This is a genomic window from Burkholderia sp. Nafp2/4-1b (genome assembly GCF_003635165.1).
Lineage (GTDB): Bacteria > Pseudomonadota > Gammaproteobacteria > Burkholderiales > Burkholderiaceae > Burkholderia.
Window position 1 is genome coordinate 255,305 of record NZ_ML058600.1, and the last position, 20,405, is coordinate 275,709.

The window sequence follows — 20,405 nt, forward strand, 5'->3', positions numbered from 1 at the left end:
TGGATCGCCGCAATTTCACGTCAATTCGCCGATACTTTGCGGTCGGGCCGGTAATTCTTGCAGGTCCCGCGCGCTCGGCCGTTCGGCAAAACTAGACAAATTTCTCTAAATAGCGCTAAAGTTCGCGCAATTCCGCAGAAATAGAAGCGACCATGACACGATTGCTGGTGCTGCACGGCCCCAACCTGAACCTTCTCGGCACCCGGGAACCGGAGGTGTACGGCCGCGTCACGCTCGCGCAGATCGATCAGGCGCTGGCCGCACGGGCGCAGGACGCCGGCGCCGAACTGTCGTCCTTCCAGAGCAATCATGAAGGCGCACTCGTCGACCGCATCCAGGCCGCGCGGCAGGAACAGACCGATTACATCCTGATCAATCCCGCCGCGTATACGCACACGAGCGTCGCGATCCGGGACGCGATCGCCGGCGTTGGCATCCCGTTCGTCGAGATTCATCTGTCGAACGTGCACCGCCGCGAAGCGTTCAGGCATCACTCCTACTTTTCCGACCAGGCCGAAGGCGTCATCTGCGGGCTTGGCTGGAAAGGTTATCTGTACGCGCTCGAGTACGCGCTGGACAAGCTGCAAGGCGCGTCGCGCGGCTGATTTCGCGATCTAGATTCAGCGCCGGTCTCACCGGCGCTTTCACGTATTGAAAGGGGAATTCCCGATGGATCTTCGTAAGCTGAAAACTCTGATCGACCTCGTTTCCGAATCCGGCATCTCCGAGCTGGAAGTGACGGAAGGCGAAGGCAAGGTGCGTATCGTCAAGAACGCGCCGCCGGTCTACGTGCAGCCGACGGCTGGGTATGCCCCGCAAGTCAGCGCGCCCGCTCCGTCGGCCGCGCTGCCGACCGACGGCGCCGCTGCTCCGGCAGCGGGCGGTGCGGCCGCCCCGGCGGTCCCGCAAGGCCACGTCGTGACGTCGCCGATGGTCGGCACGTTCTATCGCGCGCCGTCGCCGGGTGCAGACCCGTTCGTCCAGGTCGGCGACACGGTCAAGGAAGGCCAGACCATCTGCATCATCGAAGCGATGAAGCTGCTCAACGAGATCGAGTCGGACAAGGCCGGCGTGATCAAGGAAATCCTCGTCGAGAACGGCCAGGCCGTCGAATACGGCCAGCCGCTTTTCGTGATCGGCTAAGTCCGCCGCGCGGCCCGACGGCCGCGCGCCGCCGATGCTCGCCAGGCGCCGTTCGCGCGCCCCTCGAAGAGACGAATACTCGCTATGTTTGAAAAAATCCTCATTGCCAACCGCGGTGAAATCGCGCTGCGCATCCAGCGCGCGTGCCGCGAACTCGGCGTCAAGACGGTGGTCGTCTACTCGGAAGCCGACAAGGAAGCCAAGTACGTGCGCCTCGCGGACGAAGCCGTCTGTATCGGCCCGGCCCCGTCGAACCTGAGCTACCTGAACATGCCGGCGCTGATCAGCGCCGCGGAAGTCACCGATGCCGAGGCGATCCACCCCGGCTACGGCTTCCTGTCGGAGAACGCCGATTTCGCGGAACGCGTCGAGCAGTCGGGCTTCACGTTCATCGGCCCGCGCCCGGAAACGATCCGCATGATGGGTGACAAGGTCACCGCGAAGCAGACGATGATCAAGACCGGCGTGCCGTGCGTGCCGGGCTCGGAAGGCGCGTTGCCGGAAGATCCGAAGGAAATCGTCAAGATTGCGCGCTCGATCGGCTATCCGGTCATCATCAAGGCGGCGGGCGGCGGCGGCGGGCGCGGGATGCGCGTCGTGCACACCGAAGCCGCGCTCGTCAACGCAGTCAACATGACCCGCGAGGAAGCCGGCCGTGCGTTCGGCAACCCGCAGGTGTACATGGAGAAGTTCCTCGAGAACCCGCGCCACATCGAAATCCAGGTGCTGTCCGATGCGCACAAGAACGCGATCTGGCTCGGCGAGCGCGACTGCTCGATGCAGCGCCGTCACCAGAAGGTGATCGAGGAAGCGCCGGCGCCCGGCATTCCGCGCCGCCTGATCGAGCGCATCGGCGACCGCTGCGCGGACGCGTGCAAGAAGATGGGCTACCTCGGCGCGGGCACGTTCGAATTCCTGTACGAGAACAACGAGTTCTACTTCATCGAGATGAACACGCGCGTGCAGGTCGAGCACCCGGTGTCGGAGATGATCACGGGCGTCGACATCGTGCAGGAACAGATCCGCATCGCGGCCGGCGAGAAGCTCGCGCTGCGCCAGCGCGACATCCAGTTCCGCGGACATGCGATCGAATGCCGGATCAACGCGGAAGATCCGTTCAAGTTCACGCCGTCGCCGGGCCGGATCACGTCGTGGCATACGCCGGGCGGCCCCGGCGTGCGCGTCGACTCGCATGCCTACAATGGCTATTTCGTGCCGCCGAACTATGATTCGATGATCGGCAAGCTGATCACCTACGGCGCGACGCGCGACCAGGCGATCCGCCGGATGCGCATCGCGCTGTCGGAAATGGTCGTCGAAGGCATCCAGACCAACATCCCGCTGCACCGCGAGCTGATGATCGACTCGAAGTTCGTCGAAGGCGGCACCAGCATCCATTACCTCGAAAACCGGCTCGCGCAGAAGCAGCAAGTCGCACCGGAAGAAGCGTAAGCATGAGCTATCGCGAACTCGTCGTCGAACTGGCCCGTGAGCATGCGGAGGCGCTGTCCGACGCGCTGCTCGATCTCGGCGCGCTGTCGGTGTCCGTCGAAGACGCCGACGCCGACACGCCCGACGAACAGCCGCTCTTCGGCGAGCCCGGCCTGGTTCCCGACCGCACCGCGTGGCAGCACTCGCGCGTGATCGCGCTGCTGTCGCCCGATCACGAGCCGGCCGTGTTGCTCACGGCAGCCCTGAACGAGATCGGTGTCGCCGAGCCGCCGAAGTTCGACGTGCGCGAAGTCGAGGAACAGGACTGGGTACGGCTCACGCAGTCGCAGTTCGAGCCGATTCCGATCGGCGAGCGCATCTGGGTCGTGCCGTCCTGGCACGACGCACCCGACCCCGACGCGCTGATCCTCGAACTCGACCCGGGCCTCGCATTCGGCACCGGCAGCCATCCCACCACGCGTCTCTGCATGGAGTGGCTCGAACAGTCGGTGAAGCCCGGCCAGTCGGTCCTCGACTACGGCTGCGGCTCGGGCATTCTCGCGATCCTCGCGCAGAAATGCGGGGCGAACCCCGTGGTCGGCATCGACATCGATCCGCAGGCGGTCGAATCGGCGCGGCAGAACAGCGAACGCAACCGTGCGGAAGTCACGTACGGACTGCCCGATGCATGCCCGGCCGGCGAATTCGACATCGTCGTCGCGAACATCCTGTCGAACCCGCTGAAGCTGATGGCGTCGATGCTGGCGTCGAAGGTGAAACCGGGCGGGCGCATCGCGCTGTCGGGCGTGCTCGCACGCCAGGCGGACGAGGTCGCGGCCGTCTATGCGCGCTACGTCGACATCTCGGTCTGGCGGGAACACGAAGGTTGGGTATGCCTGGCCGGAACCCGGCGCGAAAGCCATTAGAATAGCGCTGTCCTTCACTCTGGCCAGCAGGCCGCCCGGCTCGACATGCTTCTTGCGACGCGCTGCCCTCATTGCGAAACCGTCTTCCGGCTGCAGCAGGAACAGCTGTCGCTGCATGACGGCCTCGTGCGCTGCGGACACTGCGAGCAGGTCTTCAACGCATCGCAGTCGCTCGTGCCCGATCCGGCGCGGCAGCCGGAGCCCGCGCTGACCGAAGCGGTACCGGCCGAGCCGGCCGCCGCCAACCCGCAACACGAAGCCGCGCCCGCGCGGCTGTTCGCCACCGGCGCACCGGTCGGGCCGGCCTCCGGCGCCGACTACAAGCCCGAAGGCTGGGACATGTGGGCGCCCTGGCTCGATGCCGGCGTCGACCCGTCCCTGCAGCACAACGGGCAGACCGTGCGTACCGAACCGCTGGTGCCGCTCGCGCTGCCGTCCACGGACGCCGGTGTCGTTCACCTGTCCGGCACCCCCGCCCCGTTCGCGTCCGGCCCCGCCGAACTGCACGCTGCCGGCGGGCAATTCACCGAACCCGAAGCAGCGGATGCGGCGGCGCTGCGTGAAGCCGACGAATCGCTCACACGGCCGCCCGAACCCGACCCGCGCGAACCGCGCTTCGTCGCGCCCGAGCCGTCGGCCGGACCCGCCGCAGCCGGGCCCGCCGAACCGGCCGGCACCCTGCATTTCTCCGTGCCCGACGACGAACACGCACCGCGCGAGCCGCGCTTCGCATTCCGGCCGGTGCAGGCCGAATCCGAATCCGCATCCGCCCCGGACACCCGCGCGGACGAACGCGCGGCCGCAGCGGCCAGCGAGCCGGCCGAGCCAGCCCTCCAATCGAACGTCGAACCGGCGGCTCAACCGGCCGTCCCGCTGGCCGCCCCCTTCCCCGCCGCACCGACCGACGACGACCGCCCGCCCTTCGCCGTGACGCGCGAGACGCGCGCGCCGCAGCAACGCGGGATGCTCGGCGGCTTTTTCGGCGGCCTCGTCGCCGCCGCGCTCACGGTGCTGCTCGTCGCGCAGCTCGCGTGGTGGCAGCGCGAAACCGTGATGATCTACTGGCCCGTCACGCAGGGCTGGTTCCGGCAGGCGTGCGCACCGCTCGGCTGCAAGGTCACGCCGCCGCGCGCGATCGACGGGCTGCGGCTCGAGGCGACCGACCTGCGCCAGATTGACGGCCCGCGCATGCTGGAGCTGAAGGTGCCGCTGACGAACCGCTACCGCGTCCCGCTCGCGTACCCGTCGCTCGAGCTGACGCTGCTCGACGACACGAATCACGTGACCGTGCGCCGCGTGCTCGCGCCGCGCGACTACGTGCGCCCGGGCATGTCGATCGACGCAGGGCTGCCGCCCGGCACGACGCAGACGATGATCGTCCGGCTCGACACCAACGGCGCGCCGGCCTCGAATTTCCGCGTCCAGATCTTCTATCCGTGACGCCCCGCGGCGCGCGCATGCGCGCCGTCTCAACCCGCGCGCCGCAGCGGCGCGCTATTTCGGAGCACGAACATGAGCAAAGTTACGCTGGGTGGCAACCCGATCGATCTCGCCGGCACGTTCCCGGCCGTCGGCTCGCAAGCCCCCGACTTCAAGCTGGTCGGCAAGGACCTCGCCGATCTGTCGCTCGCGAGCTTCGCCGGCAAGCGCAAGGTGCTGAACATCGTCCCGAGCCTCGACACGCCGACCTGCGCGACGTCGACCCGCAAGTTCAACGAAGCCGCGTCGTCGCTCGACAACACGGTCGTGGTCGTCGTGTCCGGCGACCTGCCGTTTGCCGCCACGCGCTTCTGCACGACCGAAGGCCTCGCGAACGTCGTGACGGCTTCGACGTTCCGCGGCGGCCGCGCATTCGCGAACGCGTACGGCGTCGACGTGACGAGCGGCCCGCTGAACGGCCTGACGGCCCGTGCGGTCGTCGTGCTCGACGCGCAGGACAACGTGATCCACGCGGAACTCGTCGGCGAGATCAAGGACGAGCCGAACTACGACGCCGCACTCGCCGCACTGAAGTAATCCGCTGCCGCCCGGCCCTGCCGCGCGAGGCCCGACGGCCTGCGCGCGCCGTCCGGGCGGCCGCCTCCCTTTGCTCTCTACAGGAACGCACGCCTTGACTACGCTGATTTGCGGCTCGCTCGCCTACGACAACATCATGACCTTCGAGGGCCGGTTTCGCGAGCACATCCTGCCCGACCAGGTTCACCTTCTGAACGTGAGCTTCCTCGTGCCGACGATGCGTCGCGAATTCGGCGGTTGCGCGGGGAACATCGCGTACGCGCTGCGCATGCTCGGCGGCGACGCACGCATCATGGCGACGATCGGCGCGAACGACGCCGATCGCTATCTCGAGCGTCTCGACAGTCTCGGCCTGTCCAAGGACAGCGTGCGCGTGTTGCCCGAATCGCACACCGCGCAGGCGATGATCACGACCGATCTCGACAACAACCAGATCACCGCATTCCACCCGGGCGCGATGATGCAGTCGCACCTGAACCGCGCGGACGAAGTGCCGGGCGTGAAGCTCGGCATCGTCGCGCCCGACGGCTTCGACGGGATGGTCCAGCACGCCGAACAGTTCGCGAAGGCCGGCATCCCGTTCATCTTCGATCCGGGCCAGGGCCTGCCGCTGTTCGACGGTGCGACGCTGCGCCGCATCATTGAACTCGCGACCTTCGTCGCGGTCAACGACTACGAGGGCAAACTCGTCAGCGACAAGACGGGCTGGTCCGAACAGGAAATCGCCAGCCGGGTTCAGGCGTTGATCATCACGCGCGGCGAGCACGGCTCGACCATTCTTCACAAAAACGGCGAAGAACAGATTCCGGTCGTGCAAGCAGAGCGAGTCGTCGATCCGACCGGCTGCGGCGACGCCTTCCGGGGCGGCCTGCTGTACGGCATCGAGAACGGCCTCGACTGGGCAACCACGGGCCGCCTCGCGAGCCTGATGGGCTCGATCAAGATTGCCCACCAGGGGCCTCAAACTTACGCACTGACGCGCGCCGAAATCGACGCGCGCTTCGAGGCTGCCTTCGGGTACAGTCTCAAATGAATATTGTGGGAGAGCAAAGATGTTGACTCAAAAAACCCTCACGCTCGCGGCCATGCTGACGGCCACGCTGACGCTCGCCGGCTGCTTCACGGCGCCGGGCTCGGCGGATGTCTATAGCGTCGGCCAGGCGCAGCGCGAACAGACCGTCCGCATGGGCACGGTCGAAAGCGTTCGGGCAGTGCGCATCCAGTCCGACGGCGGCGGCAGTGCAGTCGGCACGCTCGGCGGCGGTGCGCTCGGCGCAGTCGCGGGCAGCGCGATCGGCGGCGGCAAGGGGTCGATCCTGACTGCCATCGCGGGTGGCCTCGTCGGCGCGGTCGCGGGTAACGCGGTCGGGCAAAACCTCAGCACGGCGAACGGTGTCGAAATCACCGTGCGCCTCGATAACGGCGACCTGCGCTCGATCACGCAGGCAGCGAGCGGCGAAATGTTCCGCGCCGGCGAGCGTGTGCGCTTGCTGTCGAGCGGCGGTGTCACGCGCGTCACGCACTAAAGAGCATCCTCAGCACGCGGCGCAAGCCGCGGTCGAACGCATGTGCGACGCTGCACATGCGTTTTTTTTCGTCCGCGCCCGGCCGACGGCCGACGGCCACCATGCGGGTCACCGGCGGGCCGCTGGATGCGGACGAAAAAAATCCCGCCATCTGAGCCAGATGGCGGGACCGATTGAGTAGCGCTACTCAACCCACGGACACCACGCGAGTGTCCGGGTGATACCGATCAGCCGCGATTACGGACGGCTGCCGGTCGGGAACGGCCATGCCGCTGCCGGGTTGAGCGCGGTCTTCACGCCCGATGCCGGCGCAACCGATGCGGTCGACGCGGTGGTTGCCGGTGCAGCCTTCTTCACGACGGCCTTCTTCGGAGCAGCAGCCTTCTTCGGTGCAGCGGCCTTCTTCGCCGGAGCAGCAGCCTTCGGTGCAGCTGCCGTCGGTGCAGCAGCCTTCTTCGCGGGCGCAGCCTTCTTCGCAGCAGCCTTCTTCGCCGGCGCTGCCTTCTTCGCAGCAACCTTCTTCGCCGCGACCTTCTTCGCAGCAACCTTCTTCACTGCAGCGGCCTTCTTCGCCGGAGCAGCAGCCTTCTTCGCAACGGTCTTCTTGGCAGCAACCTTCTTAGCAGCCGGTTTCTTCTTGGCAGTAGCCATGTTGTTCTCCTTCAGGTTCAGATGAGAGTCAGTTCAAACTACACCCTTCGTCAAAACCCGCTTCCCGCGGACGCTGTTCAGGACGTGCGCTTCGAAGCGGGCTATTCATCGGCGTACGCGGATACCGCGCGCTTACGCTAATGAATACGGTATGGCGCGCGTGACCCCATGGCCTCGCGCGCCAAATCAAGTCGGTAGCCGGCGCACCCCGCGCCGCTACCCCTAATCGCTTGATCAAGCGGATCGCCACACGGCTGTCCGCTTTTTCCGGAGGGAAGTTTGCCCATCCCACTGAAGGGTTCGCAAAGTGCCGATCATGTCGTTGGGCCGTTAAGGCACCGGGCATGCTTTGCATCAGGCGTTCTTGCTCCTAAACCTTGGGCCGGGGCCGAGAGGCCGCCGGCTGCTCCATCATGTGACGGGTTCGCTGCTGCGGGTTATTCCCAGGACAGCGCGCCGCCCGTCTGATACTCGATCACTCGCGTCTCGAAGAAGTTGCGTTCCTTCTTCAGGTCGATCATCTCGCTCATCCACGGGAACGGGTTTTCCTCGTTCGGGTACAGCGGATCGAGGCCGATCTGCTGGCAACGGCGGTTGCTGATGAAGCGCAGATAGCTCTTGAACATCGACGCGTTCAGGCCCAGCACGCCGCGCGGCATCGTGTCCTCGGCGTAGCGGTATTCGAGTTCGACAGCCTGCTTGAACAGCTCGCGAATCTCGGCGCGGAATTCCGCGGTCCAGAGATGCGGGTTCTCGAGCTTGATCTGGTTGATCAGGTCGATGCCGAAGTTGCAGTGCATCGACTCGTCGCGCAGGATGTACTGATATTGCTCTGCAGCACCCGTCATCTTGTTCTGGCGGCCGAGCGCGAGGATCTGCGTGAAGCCGACATAGAAGAACAGGCCTTCCATGATGCAGGCGAACACGATCAGCGACTTCAGCAGCTTCTGATCCGCTTCGAGCGTGCCGGTCTTGAAGGCCGGATCCGTCAGCGTGTGGATGAACGGGATCAGGAATTCGTCCTTCGCGCGGATCGACGTGACCTCGTGGTACGCGTTGAAGATCTCGCCTTCGTCGAGACCGAGCGATTCGACAATGTATTGATACGCGTGCGTGTGGATCGCCTCTTCGAACGCCTGGCGCAGCAGGAACTGCCGGCACTCGGGCGCCGTGATGTGGCGGTACGTGCCGAGCACGATGTTGTTCGCGGCGAGCGAGTCGGCCGTCACGAAGAAGCCGAGGTTACGCTTGACGATGCGGCGCTCGTCCTCGGTCAGACCGTTCGGGTCCTTCCACAGTGCGATGTCGCGGGACATGTTGATTTCCTGCGGCATCCAGTGGTTCGCGCAACCGGCCAGATACTTTTCCCACGCCCACTTGTACTTGAACGGCACCAGCTGATTGACGTCAGTCTGGCCGTTGATGATGCGCTTGTCCGCAACGTTCACCCGCGCTTCCGAACCGCCGGCGGGAACAGCCGATGCTTGCGGCGGCACCGCAAGATCGCCTTCGAAAATGTCACGGACCTGATGGGCGGCAGGCGCAGCAGCCTGCATTCCGACAGCCATCCCGGCGGAGGTGCGCATCGCGTTTTGCTGCGCTCCGCTCGCGGGGGTTACGGCAGTCTTCTCGTCATCCCAGTTGAGCATAAATTCTCACCATCAATTTAGAACGGTTTGTACCATCTTTTCCTGAGCGATAAAAGGGTTCGCTCACGAAAAATCCTTTTTTCGATTCGCGTTGCGACCTCGATACAACACTTTGAGCAACGCATCGTCGTTCATGCAGCGCGCGATGTGAGTCGCGCTTGTATCGCGAGGTGCGCTCGACGCATCGAACGCTGATCGAAACGCGACGTCGTCGGGGATGTTTCGATCGTTTGTCATTGCCTGCAACGCAGGTGTCGCGTTACAGATTCCTTATCATTTTTTTAGTTGAGAGCGGCGCACACTTCAACCTCGATCGGTTGTCGTGTGCGCCGCTCGGGCCTGCTTCTCAGCTCAGGCGCACTGCGTTACTGGCACGCTTCGCACTCGTCGAAGCCGGGATCGCCCGGACGCATCGTGCACACCGGACCGTCTGCTTCGACCGGCGCCAGTGCCGGCGCCGCGTTGACCGCGCCCGACGACGCACCGCCGCCGGCCGCACCGAAGCCGCCCGCAGCGCCTTGCGCGCCGCCGCTGCCGCCCGCACCGCCCGTCGGCACTGCGTTCAGCGCGCCGTGTGCGACCGTCGACTTCTCGACGTGCGTCGCCGCCATCGTGCGGAGGTAGTAGGTCGTCTTCAGGCCGCGCAGCCATGCGAGCTTGTAGGTCTCGTCGAGCTTCTTGCCCGACGCGCCGCCCATGTAGATGTTCAGCGACTGCGCCTGGTCGATCCACTTCTGACGACGCGATGCCGCTTCGACGAGCCAGGTCGGATCGACCTCGAACGCGGTCGCGTAGATCGCGCGCAGGTCGGCCGGGATGCGGTCGATGCGCGACAGCATGCCGTCGAAGTACTTCAGGTCGGCAACCATCACTTCGTCCCACAGGCCGCGTTCCTTCAGGTCGCGAACGAGGTACTCGTTGACCACCGTGAATTCGCCCGACAGGTTCGACTTCACGTACAGGTTCTGGAAGGTCGGCTCGATACACGCCGACACGCCGATGATGTTCGAGATCGTCGCCGTCGGCGCGATCGCGACGCAGTTCGAGTTACGCATGCCGTGTGCCGCGATCCGCGAACGCAGCGTCGTCCAGTCGAGCGACTCCGACGTGTCGACCTCGACGTAGCCGCCGCGCGCTTCCGTCAGCAGCTTCAGCGTGTCCTGCGGGAGGATGCCGCGATCCCACAGCGAGCCGCGGTAGCTCGAGTAGCGGCCGCGCTCTTCGGCCAGCTCGGTCGATGCGTAGTACGCGTAGTAGCAGACCGCTTCCATCGAACGATCGGCGAACTCGACCGCCGCTTCCGACGCGTACGGCGTGCGCAGCAGGTGCAGGCAGTCCTGGAAGCCCATGATGCCCATGCCGACCGGACGGTGCTTCAGGTTCGAGTTACGCGCCTTCGGCACCGCGTAGTAGTTGATGTCGATCACGTTGTCGAGCATGCGCATCGCGACGCTGATCGTGCGCTTCAGCTTGTCGTGGTCGAGCGCGTAGCTGCCGTCGGCCTGCTTCACTAGGTGGGCGACCAGGTTCACCGAACCCAGGTTGCACACCGCGATCTCGGTGTCGCTCGTGTTCAGCGTGATTTCCGTGCACAGGTTCGACGAGTGGACGACGCCGACGTGCTGCTGCGGCGAGCGCACGTTGCACGGATCCTTGAACGTGATCCACGGGTGGCCCGTTTCGAACAGCATGCCGAGCATCTTGCGCCAGAGCTGCTGCGCCGGGATCTTCTTGAACAGCTTGATCTCGCCGCGCGCGACCTTGTCTTCGTAAGCCGTGTAAGCCGCCTCGAATTCCGCGCCGAACTTGTCGTGCAGGTCCGGGCAGGTCGACGGCGAGAACAGCGTCCAGTCGGCGCCTTCCATCACGCGCTTCATGAACAGGTCGGGAATCCAGTTCGCCGTGTTCATGTCGTGCGTGCGGCGGCGATCGTCGCCGGTGTTCTTGCGCAGCTCGAGGAACTCCTCGATGTCCAGGTGCCACGATTCGAGGTACGCGCACACCGCGCCCTTGCGCTTGCCGCCCTGGTTGACCGCGACGGCCGTGTCGTTGACGACCTTCAGGAACGGGACCACGCCTTGCGACTTGCCGTTCGTGCCCTTGATATGCGAGCCGAGTGCGCGCACGCGGGTCCAGTCGTTGCCGAGACCGCCGGCGAACTTCGACAGCAGCGCGTTTTCCTTCAGCGCTTCATAGATGCCGTCGAGATCGTCCGCGACCGTCGTCAGGTAGCACGACGACAGCTGCGAGCGGTGCGTGCCCGAGTTGAACAGCGTCGGCGTCGAGCTCATGAAGTCGAAGCTCGACAGCACGTTGTAGAACTCGATCGCGCGCGTTTCGCGGTCGATCTCGTTCAGCGACAGGCCCATCGCGACGCGCATGAAGAATGCCTGCGGCATTTCGATGCGGCTGCCTTCGACGTGCAGGAAGTAGCGGTCGTACAGCGTCTGCAGGCCGAGGTAGCCGAACTGCAGGTCGCGGTTCGCGTCGAGCGCTTCGCCCAGACGCTTCAGGTCGAACTGCAGCAGCTTGTCGTCGAGCAGGCCGGCGTCGACGCCGCGCTTCAGGAACTGCGGGAAGTATTCCGCGTAGCGGGTCGACATCTCGGCCTGCAGCACTTCCTCGCCGAGGATCTCGCGACGGATCGTGTGCAGCAGGATGCGGGCCGTGACCTGGCTGTACGCCGGATCCTTTTCGATCATCGTGCGCGCAGCAAGGATCGCCGAGTCGTAGACCTGGCTCATCGGCACGCCGTCGTACAGGTTCTTCACCGTCTCCGCGACGATCGGGTCAGGGTTAACCGCAGCGCCGAGACCTTCGCATGCCGACACGATCAGCGCGCGCAGTGCTTGCAGGTCGAGCGGGCGCGAAACGCCGTTGTCGACGACGTTGATGCCTGCGCTCGATTCGCCGCCCGCTGCCGCTGCTTCCTCGCCCGCATGCTGGCGCTCGAGGTGACGCTTCTCGCGATACAGCACGTACGCACGCGCGACGTTGTGCTCGCCGCCGCGCATCAGCGCGAGTTCGACCTGATCCTGGATGTCTTCGATATGGAACGTACCGCCGTTCGGACGGCTGCGCACGAGCGCGCGCACGACGTTGTGCGTCAGCTGCTCGACGAGCTCGCGTACGCGCGCCGATGCCGCGCCCTGCCCGCCATTGACGGCCAGGAAAGCCTTGGTCACCGCAATCGCGATCTTCGACGGTTCGAACGACACGACGCTGCCGTTGCGGCGGATCACCTTGTAGTCGGCGAACGTGGCCTGCGGCGCGAGCGCCTGTGCGCCCTGTTCGGTCCCGCCGAGCGGACGGCTCGAGGCGCTCTCGTACTGGGACGTCGCGTTGTCGGTGGTTTGCATGTGCAAAGCTCCTGGTGTTGGATGGTGCGGAGAGAACCGCGGATTAAAACGAACGCTGCGCAATGCGGTGCGCGAGCGGTAAGAGGCGAGCGATGCGTCGGGGAAGCCGGTTCGGCCGATGCGCGACAACCGAGCCGGTCGTGTGCTTCGTCATGTGTACTCCACCCCGTCGAGGTTCGCTGCGCTTGGTCGCGACACCCAGACCGCATGGCCTGGCGCGCCGCCCTGAGAACCCTGTCCGCCGGTTGGCCGCCGGCCGGTGCCGCTCGGGTTTTCCCTGCGACACACACTATATCTAGTACAGAACTGCTCAACTGGCACCAAGTATAGTGGACATTCCGACGAGGTCAAAACGGATAATTTGCGCTGAAGGTATTGACATCACCCCCGCCCCGCGCAGGCGCAGACGTGACAAGGCATTGGTCGGAAAAAAAAATTTCGCGGTCTCAAAAACGCCGCGCTCAGTGCTGACGGAAAGGAAAGTATTCGGCGGAAAAGCCGGCATCGCCTGCGAAGCGTTGCCAATCGAAGTGCGGCCCCGGGTCGGTCTTGCGGCCCGGCGCGACGTCGGAATGTCCGGCCACGGCGTCGATCGGGTAGCGCGCGGCGAGCGTGCGTGCGAGCACGCCGAGCGTCGCGTACTGCGCGGCGTCGAACGGCACGTCGTCCGCGCCTTCGAGCTCGATGCCGATCGAGAAGTCGTTGCAGCGCGGCCGGCCGAAGAACTCGGATGCGCCCGCATGCCATGCGCGCTCGTCGCACGACACGAACTGCACGAGCTCGCCGTCGCGGCGGATCAGGAAGTGCGCGGACACGCGCACGCCGCGCAGATGACTCTGGTAATAGGGGTGCGCATCGCAATCGAGGCGATTGAGGAACAGCGCCTCGATCGCGTCGCCGCCGAACTCGCCGGGTGGCAGGCTGATGTTGTGCACGATGATGAGCGTCGGCACCGCGCCGGCCGGCCGCACCTCGAAATTCGCCGACGGTGCGTGGCGCGCTTCACGCACCCAGCCGTGCGCGTCGACCGACAGCAGCGCTGCGTCGCTCATCGTGCGTCGTGGCCGCTCGCGCGTGCGCCGTGACGCTGCGCGTGCTCGGTGCTGCAGAAGTATTCGCCGCCGGCGGCAACCGCGTCGCCCTTCGGCGCATGCACGCCGCATTCGGCGCAGCGCACCATCGGTTCCGGCAGCGCGCGCGCATCGCCGTTCGGGCCGCCCGCACCGGCGCCGCCATGACCGGGCGCGCCGTCGTAGCCGCCCGCGCGGCCGGTGCGCGCCTGCGCGTGCTCCTGCGCGTGGCGCACCTTGCGCGCGAGCCACGAACCCGCGAAGAAAAGAAGAATCAGGAGAAGAATCTGTCGCATCGGAAACCTGCGTTCAAACCACGGAGCGGTGCAGCAGCACCTCGAAAACGAACCGGCTGCCGACATACGCGAGCAGCAGCGCGGCAAACGACACGAGCACCCAGCGCGCGGCGCCGCGCCCGCGCCAGCCCGACGTCTTGCGGGCGACCAGCAGGCCGCCGAACATCAGCCACGACAGCACCGCGAACACGGTCTTGTGATCGAGCCGCAGCAGGCGCGCATCGACCTGCTCGCTGAACAGGATCCCCGATGCGAGCGTGAGCGTCAGCAGCACGAAGCCGGCGCCGATCAGGCGGAACAGCAGCTTCTCGAGCGTGAGCAGCGGCGGCAGCGTTTCGAGCCAGCTCGCGATCCAGCCGGTCGAGCCGTCGCGCCCGCCGCTCCTCAGCGATTGCAGGCGCCGCTCGACCATCAGCATCAGGACCGCGTGCAGCGCGGCGATCGCAAAGAGGCCGTACGCGATGTTCGCGATCAGGAAGTGCATCTTGAACAGCGGCGCTGCGGCATAAGGCAGCACCCGCACGCCGCCGAACACGAGCGGCAGCAGCGACGCGCCGCATGCGAGCGGCAGCACCAGCAGGCGCAGGCTGTCGAGCGGGAAGAAGAAGCTCTCGATCCAGTAGATGCCGGCGCCGAGCCAGAACATCGCCGACAGCGCGAACGCGAAACCGAACACCATCGCGTCGTGCGGAAAGATCGTCATGTGGAGCAGCACGCCGTGCGCGACGAGCGCCGCGAACAGCAGCGCGCGGCCTGCGCCGCTCATCCCCGACGCGGCGGACGCCGGAACCGGCACGGCCGGCACGCTCGCGACGAGCGGCGTCGCGCCCTGGCGGTGCGTGCGCCAGCCTGCGACGGCGAGGCCGCCGTACAGGAATGCGGTGAGGGCATACAGTACAATATCCATGTTCGAAGTTTACACTAGGCCCCCTTCCCGCGACGGCTCCCTTTTGTCAGGTTCCGTTGCGCCTTCGGGCCCCACTGTCCATCGCTCCCCATGCTCGACAATCTCACTCAACGGATGGCGCGCGTCGTCAAGACGCTGCGCGGCGAGGCCCGGCTTACCGAGGCGAACACCCAGGAGATGCTCCGCGAGGTGCGTCTCGCGCTGCTGGAGGCCGACGTCGCGCTGCCCGTCGTCCGCGAATTCATCGCCAAGGTCAAGGAAAAGGCGCTCGGCGAGGAAGTGATCAGTAGCCTGTCGCCGGGCCAGGCGCTCGTCGGCGTGGTCCAGAAGGAACTGACCGCCGTGATCGGCGGCGACTACGAAGGCAAGGCCGCCGAGCTGAACCTCGCGGTCACGCCGCCCGCCGTGATCCTGATGGCCGGCCTGCAGGGTGCCGGCAAGACCACGACCGTCGGCAAGCTCGCGAAGCTGCTGCGCGAGAAGTACAAGAAGAAGGTGCTGACCGTGTCGTGCGACGTGTATCGCCCGGCCGCGATCATGCAGCTCAAAACGGTGAGCGAACAGGTCGGCGCCGACTTCTTCCCGTCGACGCCCGAGCAGAAGCCCGTCGACATCGCCGTCGCGGCCGTCGACTGGGCGAAGCGCCATTACCATGACGTGCTGATCGTCGACACGGCCGGCCGCCTCGGTATCGACGAGGCGATGATGCAGGAAATCGCCGCGCTGCACGGCACGCTGAAGCCGGCCGAAACGCTGTTCGTCGTCGACGCGATGCTCGGCCAGGACGCGGTCAACACCGCGAAGGCGTTCAACGACACGCTGCCGCTCACCGGCGTCGTGCTGACCAAGCTCGACGGCGATTCGCGCGGCGGCGCCGCGCTGTCGGTGCGTCACATCACGGGCAAGCCGATCAAGTTCGTCGGCGTCGCCGAAAAGCTCGACGGCCTCGAGGTGTTCCATCCGGACCGGATGGCGAACCGGATCCTCGGCATGGGCGACATCCTCGCGCTCGTCGAGGAAGCGCAGCGCGGCGTCGACGTGCAGGCCGCGCAGAAGCTCGCCGACAAGGTCAAGAAAGGCGGCGACTTCGACCTGAACGATTTCCGCGCGCAGATCTCGCAGATGAAGAACATGGGCGGCCTGTCGTCGCTGATGGATAAACTCCCCGCGCAGTTCCAGCAGGCGGCGGCCGGCGCCGACATGGGGCAGGCCGAGAAGTCGATCCGCCGGATGGAAGGGATCATCAGCTCGATGACGCCCGCCGAGCGCGCGAAACCCGAAATCATCAAGGCGACGCGCAAGCGCCGCATTGCAGCCGGCGCGGGCGTGCCGGTGCAGGAAGTCAACCGGATGCTGAACCAGTACGACCAGATGCGTACGATGATGAAGAAGCTGAAGGGCGGCAACATGCAGAAGATGATGCGCGGCCTGAAGGGCATGATGCCCGGCATGCGCTGATTTCGCCCGTCGGCCGGCGCGCGGGTTTTTGCCGTAGCGCGCGCCGCCCGTTCTGCTTCATCCTTATTTGTATACCGACTGCCCGCCAGAACACATGAACCGCGAAGAAGCCCTCCACATTTTCGACCACTCGGAAGAGATCGTCTCGGCCGATGCCGTCAACGCGTCGATCTCCAAGATGGCCGACGCGATCCGCGCCGAGATCGGCGACGCGTTCCCGCTCGTTCTCTCGGTGATGGGCGGCGCCGCGGTGTTTACCGGGATGCTGCTGCCGCATCTCGATTTCCCGCTGGAATTCGACTACATCCACCTGACCCGCTACCGCAACACGACGCAGGGCAGCCCGGAGATGCACTGGCGCGTCGCGCCGCGCGAATCGGTGAAGGACCGCATCGTGCTCGTGCTCGACGACATCCTCGACGAAGGCGAGACGATGGCCGCGATCCGCGACCGCATCCTCGACATGGGCGCAACGCGCTTCATGTCCGCCGTGCTGTGCGAGAAGACGCTCGCGAAGGCGAAACCGCTGCATCCCGACTTCTGCGGCTTCGCGGTGCCCGATCGCTACGTGTTCGGCTGCGGGATGGACGCCAAGGGCTACTGGCGCAACCTGCCGACGATCCGCGCGCTGACCGCGAACGTCTGATCGCCCTGCCCGTCCTGTAAGGAAAAGCGGCGCGCCGGTTTCCCGGCGCGCCGCTTTTTTTCGTCCGCACGTGCCGCACGCGCCTAAGGCTGCAACTGGTGCACGAACGCGCGAATGCCCGCCAGCAGCATCTCGACCGAGATCGCGACGAGCACGAGGCCCATCAGCCGTTCGAACGCGGCGACGGTCCGTTCGCCGAGCCACGCCTGGATTCTTTCGGCCAGCACCAGCGTGATCGCGCAGACGATCATCGTGACCGTCAGCGCGCCAACCCACTCGAACATCTTGCCGGGCGCCTGCGACGTCAGCAGCATCACCGTCGCGAGCGCGGACGGCCCGGCGAGCGCCGGAATCGCGAGCGGCACGATGAACGGTTCACCGCCCGCGCGCGGATCGCTGCCGAGCGCGCCGTCCGGATGCGGGAAGATCATCCGCAGCGCGATCAGGAACAGCACGATCCCGCCGCCGAGCCGCAGCGACAGGTCGGTGAGGCTCATCATCCGCAGGAAGCGGTCGCCGACCACCATGAAGAACAGCAGGATCACGAACGCGATCCCCACTTCACGCAGGATCAGCTTCACGCGCCGCTCGCGCGGCACGTCGCGCATCGCCGTGATGAACAGCGGGATGTTGCCGAGCGGATCCGTGATCAGCACGAGGAGCACGGTGGCCGACAGGAAGGTGTATTCCACCGTGTCCCCCGGTCGAAGCGCTTAGCGCGCGAGCGCGGCGCGGATCTTCTCCGTCACCGTCGCCGCGGCCGTGTCGGCCGGCAGCAGCGTCGCTTCGGCGTCGCGGCGGCCCTGGTACTCGATCTTGCCTTCCTTCAGGCCGCGCTCGCCGATCACCAGACGGTGCGGCACGCCGATCAGTTCCCAGTCGGCGAACATCACGCCCGGGCGCTCGCCGCGATCGTCGAGGATCACGTCGATGCCGGCGGCACTCAGTTCCGCGTACAGCTTGTCGGCGGCTTCGCGAACCATGTCACTGCGGTCGTAGCCCATCGGGCACAGCACGACCTCGAACGGCGCGATCGACTCGGGCCAGATGATGCCGCGGTCGTCGAAGTTCTGTTCGATCGCCGCGCCGAGAATACGCGTGACGCCGACGCCGTAGCAGCCCATCAGCATCGGTTGCGGCTTGCCCGACTCGTCGAGGAACGTCGCGCCCATCGCTTCCGAATACTTGGTGCCGAGCTGGAACACGTGGCCGACTTCGATGCCGCGGCAGATGTCGATCTCACCCTTGCCATCCGGCGACGGATCGCCCTTCTTCACGTTGCGCACGTCGGCGACTTCCGGCTCCGGCAAGTCGCGGCCCCAGTTCACGCCGGCGATGTGATAGTCGACCTCGTTAGCACCGACCACGAAGTCGCTCATGTTCGCAACCGTGCGATCGGCGATCACCTTCACCGGCTTCTTCGTGCCGACCGGGCCGAGATAGCCCGGCGGCGTGCCGAACCATTCGACGATTTCCTGCTCGGTCGCGAAGCGGTGGTTCTTCAGCCCCGGCAGCTTCGATACCTTGATCTCGTTCAGGTCGTGGTCGCCGCGCAGCATCACGAGCCAGATGGTCGGCTCGGCGCCTTCATTCTCGGTGGCGAGCACGATCGACTTGATCGTGCGCTCGAGCGGGATCGCCAGCAGTTCGGCGACGGCTTCGCACTTCGCCTTGCCGGGCGTCGCGACCTTCTCCATCGCTTCGGCCGGCGCAGCGCGCTCGGCAATCAGCGGCAGCGCTTCGGCTGCCTCGACGTTCGCCGCGAAGTCGGACGTCGGGCAGTATGCGATCGCGTCCTCGCCGGTATCGGCGATCACGTGGAACTCGTGCGAGAAGTTGCCGCCGATCGAGCCGCTGTCGGCCGCGACCGCACGGAACTCGAGGCCGAGGCGCGTGAAGATCCGCACGTACGCGTCATACATCTTGCGATACGACTCGTTGAGGCCGGCCGCGTCCTTGTCGAACGAATACGCGTCCTTCATGATGAACTCGCGGCCGCGCATCACGCCGAAGCGCGGACGGATCTCGTCGCGGAACTTCGTCTGGATCTGGTAGAAGTTCACCGGCATCTGCCGGTAGCTCTTGATCTGGTTGCGCGCGATGTCGGTGACGACTTCCTCGTGCGTCGGCCCGATCACGAAGTCGTTGTCCTTGCGGTCCTTGAAGCGCAGCAGCTCAGGGCCGTACTGCTCCCAGCGGCCCGATTCCTGCCACAGCTCAGCCGGCTGCACGGCCGGCATCAGCAGCTCGATGGCGCCTGCCCGATTCATTTCCTCGCGCACGATCGCCTCGACCTTGCGAATCGAACGCAAGCCGACCGGCAGGTAGTTGTAGATGCCGCCGGCGACACGACGGATCATGCCGGCGCGCACCATCAGCTTGTGGCTGACGATCTCTGCGTCGGCCGGTGCTTCTTTGAGGGTGCCGATAAAGAAACGGGAAGCTTTCATGCGGACGGTTCCAAATACGGCGCCCCAGGCGGGGCGCCCGAAAAAGTTTCAAGGTGAAAAAGCTGCGCGCGACGAACAACGATAGACGACGATGGCGCAGACGACGTAGCAGACAAATCAGGGACAATTCAGCCGGTGCACCCCGCGCGGTTTCGCTCCACCACGGTGCGCAGCGCCCGTTATCTGTTTATAATCAAAGCAATTTTAAAGGATTCGAAGGTGGTTGTATGCTGGATCGTGAAGGCTTTCGCCCGAACGTCGGCATCATCCTCTTGAACGCGCGCAACGAGGTGTTTTGGGGCAAGCGGCTCCGCGAGCATTCCTGGCAGTTTCCTCAAGGTGGGATCAAGTACGGCGAGACCCCCATGCAGGCGATGTACCGGGAACTGCACGAGGAGACGGGCCTGCACCCGGAACACGTCAAGATAATCGGCCGCACCCGCGACTGGTTGCGTTACGAGGTGCCTGACAAGTTCATCAAACGCGAAGTACGCGGCCATTACCGCGGCCAGAAACAGATCTGGTTCCTGCTGCGGATGGTCGGACGCGATTGCGACATTTGCTTGCGCGCGACCGATCACCCGGAGTTCGATGCGTGGCGCTGGAACGAGTATTGGGTGCCCCTCGATGCGGTAATCGAGTTCAAGCGGGATGTCTATCAGTTGGCGCTGACGGAACTGTCGCGCTTCCTGCGCCGCCCGGCGCAGCGAGCCGAAAAGCCGCGTGGGCCGCGTCCGTCGCGCTATCCGCGCGTCATCGGCGCGCAGGCCCAGCAGACGCTGACGATTGTCGACACATCGGTAGTTTGTTCGGAGATCGAAGTGGAGGCGAGCACGCTCGACGAGATGCCGCCCAGTGTGATCATCGGCAAATAGAC

20 protein-coding genes are annotated in these 20,405 nt (G+C 65.6%); 11 read left to right on the forward strand and 9 right to left on the reverse strand.

Annotated features, from left to right (window positions below):
• The first annotated feature begins 152 nt into the window (after positions 1 to 152).
• The 8 genes from aroQ (at position 153) to C7H84_RS09145 (ending at position 7,042) form a co-directional block, all read left to right on the forward strand.
• On the forward strand, positions 153 to 605 hold the full coding sequence (gene aroQ, locus C7H84_RS09110; protein ID WP_121858505.1) for a type II 3-dehydroquinate dehydratase: 453 nt from the start codon (positions 153 to 155) through the stop codon (positions 603 to 605).
• 64 nt (positions 606 to 669) lie between these two features.
• Complete coding sequence (accB, locus tag C7H84_RS09115) at positions 670 to 1,143, forward strand: acetyl-CoA carboxylase biotin carboxyl carrier protein (RefSeq protein WP_121858506.1); 474 nt, start codon at positions 670 to 672, stop codon at positions 1,141 to 1,143.
• An 84-nt stretch (positions 1,144 to 1,227) separates the two neighbouring features.
• Positions 1,228 to 2,595 carry an acetyl-CoA carboxylase biotin carboxylase subunit gene (gene accC / locus C7H84_RS09120; RefSeq protein WP_121858507.1) on the forward strand — a complete coding sequence of 456 codons (1,368 nt, stop codon included), beginning with the start codon at positions 1,228 to 1,230 and terminating at the stop codon, positions 2,593 to 2,595.
• Between the two features lie 2 nt (positions 2,596 to 2,597).
• Positions 2,598 to 3,500 carry a 50S ribosomal protein L11 methyltransferase gene (gene prmA, locus C7H84_RS09125; protein WP_121858508.1) on the forward strand — a complete coding sequence of 301 codons (903 nt, stop codon included), beginning with the start codon at positions 2,598 to 2,600 and terminating at the stop codon, positions 3,498 to 3,500.
• A gap of 45 nt (positions 3,501 to 3,545) precedes the next feature.
• On the forward strand, positions 3,546 to 4,940 hold the full coding sequence (locus tag C7H84_RS09130) for a DUF3426 domain-containing protein (protein ID WP_121858509.1): 1,395 nt from the start codon (positions 3,546 to 3,548) through the stop codon (positions 4,938 to 4,940).
• 72 nt (positions 4,941 to 5,012) lie between these two features.
• A complete protein-coding gene (gene tpx / locus C7H84_RS09135) occupies positions 5,013 to 5,516 on the forward strand; it encodes a thiol peroxidase (RefSeq protein WP_121858510.1) in 504 nt (167 codons plus the stop codon).
• A gap of 94 nt (positions 5,517 to 5,610) precedes the next feature.
• Positions 5,611 to 6,549 (forward strand): carbohydrate kinase family protein, encoded by a 939-nt coding sequence (locus C7H84_RS09140; protein ID WP_121858511.1) that lies wholly within the window; start codon positions 5,611 to 5,613, stop codon positions 6,547 to 6,549.
• A 19-nt stretch (positions 6,550 to 6,568) separates the two neighbouring features.
• Positions 6,569 to 7,042, forward strand: coding sequence for a glycine zipper 2TM domain-containing protein (locus tag C7H84_RS09145; protein ID WP_121858512.1), 474 nt, complete (start codon positions 6,569 to 6,571; stop codon positions 7,040 to 7,042).
• Between the two features lie 237 nt (positions 7,043 to 7,279).
• Here C7H84_RS09145 and C7H84_RS09150 read toward each other — a convergent pair whose 3' ends face one another.
• From C7H84_RS09150 to ccsA, 7 genes are all read right to left on the reverse strand, one after another.
• The gene (locus C7H84_RS09150; protein WP_121858513.1) at positions 7,280 to 7,693 is read right to left on the reverse strand and encodes a histone H1-like DNA-binding protein; all 414 of its coding nucleotides are present in this window, start codon (positions 7,691 to 7,693) and stop codon (positions 7,280 to 7,282) included.
• A 28-nt stretch (positions 7,694 to 7,721) separates the two neighbouring features.
• Entirely contained in the window at positions 7,722 to 8,048 is a 327-nt protein-coding gene (locus C7H84_RS09155; RefSeq protein WP_121858514.1) for a hypothetical protein, read from the reverse strand.
• An 82-nt stretch (positions 8,049 to 8,130) separates the two neighbouring features.
• Positions 8,131 to 9,342, reverse strand: coding sequence for a ribonucleotide-diphosphate reductase subunit beta (locus C7H84_RS09160; protein ID WP_039317393.1), 1,212 nt, complete (start codon positions 9,340 to 9,342; stop codon positions 8,131 to 8,133).
• A 365-nt stretch (positions 9,343 to 9,707) separates the two neighbouring features.
• Positions 9,708 to 12,701, reverse strand: coding sequence for a ribonucleoside-diphosphate reductase subunit alpha (locus C7H84_RS09170; RefSeq protein WP_121858516.1), 2,994 nt, complete (start codon positions 12,699 to 12,701; stop codon positions 9,708 to 9,710).
• 461 nt (positions 12,702 to 13,162) lie between these two features.
• Positions 13,163 to 13,753, reverse strand: coding sequence for a 1,6-anhydro-N-acetylmuramyl-L-alanine amidase AmpD (gene ampD, locus C7H84_RS09180; protein WP_121858517.1), 591 nt, complete (start codon positions 13,751 to 13,753; stop codon positions 13,163 to 13,165).
• Positions 13,750 to 14,067, reverse strand: a complete 318-nt coding sequence (locus C7H84_RS09185) for a PP0621 family protein (protein WP_121858518.1) — start codon at positions 14,065 to 14,067, stop codon at positions 13,750 to 13,752. Before C7H84_RS09185 ends, ampD begins: the two co-directional genes overlap by 4 nt.
• 13 nt (positions 14,068 to 14,080) lie before the next feature.
• Entirely contained in the window at positions 14,081 to 14,974 is an 894-nt protein-coding gene (ccsA, locus tag C7H84_RS09190; RefSeq protein WP_121858519.1) for a cytochrome c biogenesis protein CcsA, read from the reverse strand.
• A 90-nt stretch (positions 14,975 to 15,064) separates the two neighbouring features.
• Here ccsA and ffh point away from each other — a divergent pair, with 90 nt between their 5' ends.
• Complete coding sequence (gene ffh, locus C7H84_RS09195; RefSeq protein WP_121858520.1) at positions 15,065 to 16,432, forward strand: signal recognition particle protein; 1,368 nt, start codon at positions 15,065 to 15,067, stop codon at positions 16,430 to 16,432.
• Between the two features lie 94 nt (positions 16,433 to 16,526).
• On the forward strand, positions 16,527 to 17,078 hold the full coding sequence (locus C7H84_RS09200) for a hypoxanthine-guanine phosphoribosyltransferase (RefSeq protein ID WP_121858521.1): 552 nt from the start codon (positions 16,527 to 16,529) through the stop codon (positions 17,076 to 17,078).
• An 83-nt stretch (positions 17,079 to 17,161) separates the two neighbouring features.
• On the opposite strand, the gene C7H84_RS09205 is transcribed toward C7H84_RS09200, so the two are convergent.
• Together C7H84_RS09205 and C7H84_RS09210 are read right to left on the reverse strand one after the other, a co-directional pair.
• Positions 17,162 to 17,770 carry a MarC family protein gene (locus C7H84_RS09205; protein WP_040143346.1) on the reverse strand — a complete coding sequence of 203 codons (609 nt, stop codon included), beginning with the start codon at positions 17,768 to 17,770 and terminating at the stop codon, positions 17,162 to 17,164.
• Between the two features lie 21 nt (positions 17,771 to 17,791).
• Positions 17,792 to 19,528 (reverse strand): proline--tRNA ligase, encoded by a 1,737-nt coding sequence (locus C7H84_RS09210; protein ID WP_121858522.1) that lies wholly within the window; start codon positions 19,526 to 19,528, stop codon positions 17,792 to 17,794.
• Between the two features lie 227 nt (positions 19,529 to 19,755).
• Between C7H84_RS09210 and C7H84_RS09220 the strand changes: the two genes are divergently transcribed.
• Complete coding sequence (locus tag C7H84_RS09220) at positions 19,756 to 20,403, forward strand: RNA pyrophosphohydrolase (RefSeq protein WP_121858523.1); 648 nt, start codon at positions 19,756 to 19,758, stop codon at positions 20,401 to 20,403.
• Positions 20,404 to 20,405: the final 2 nt, after the last annotated feature.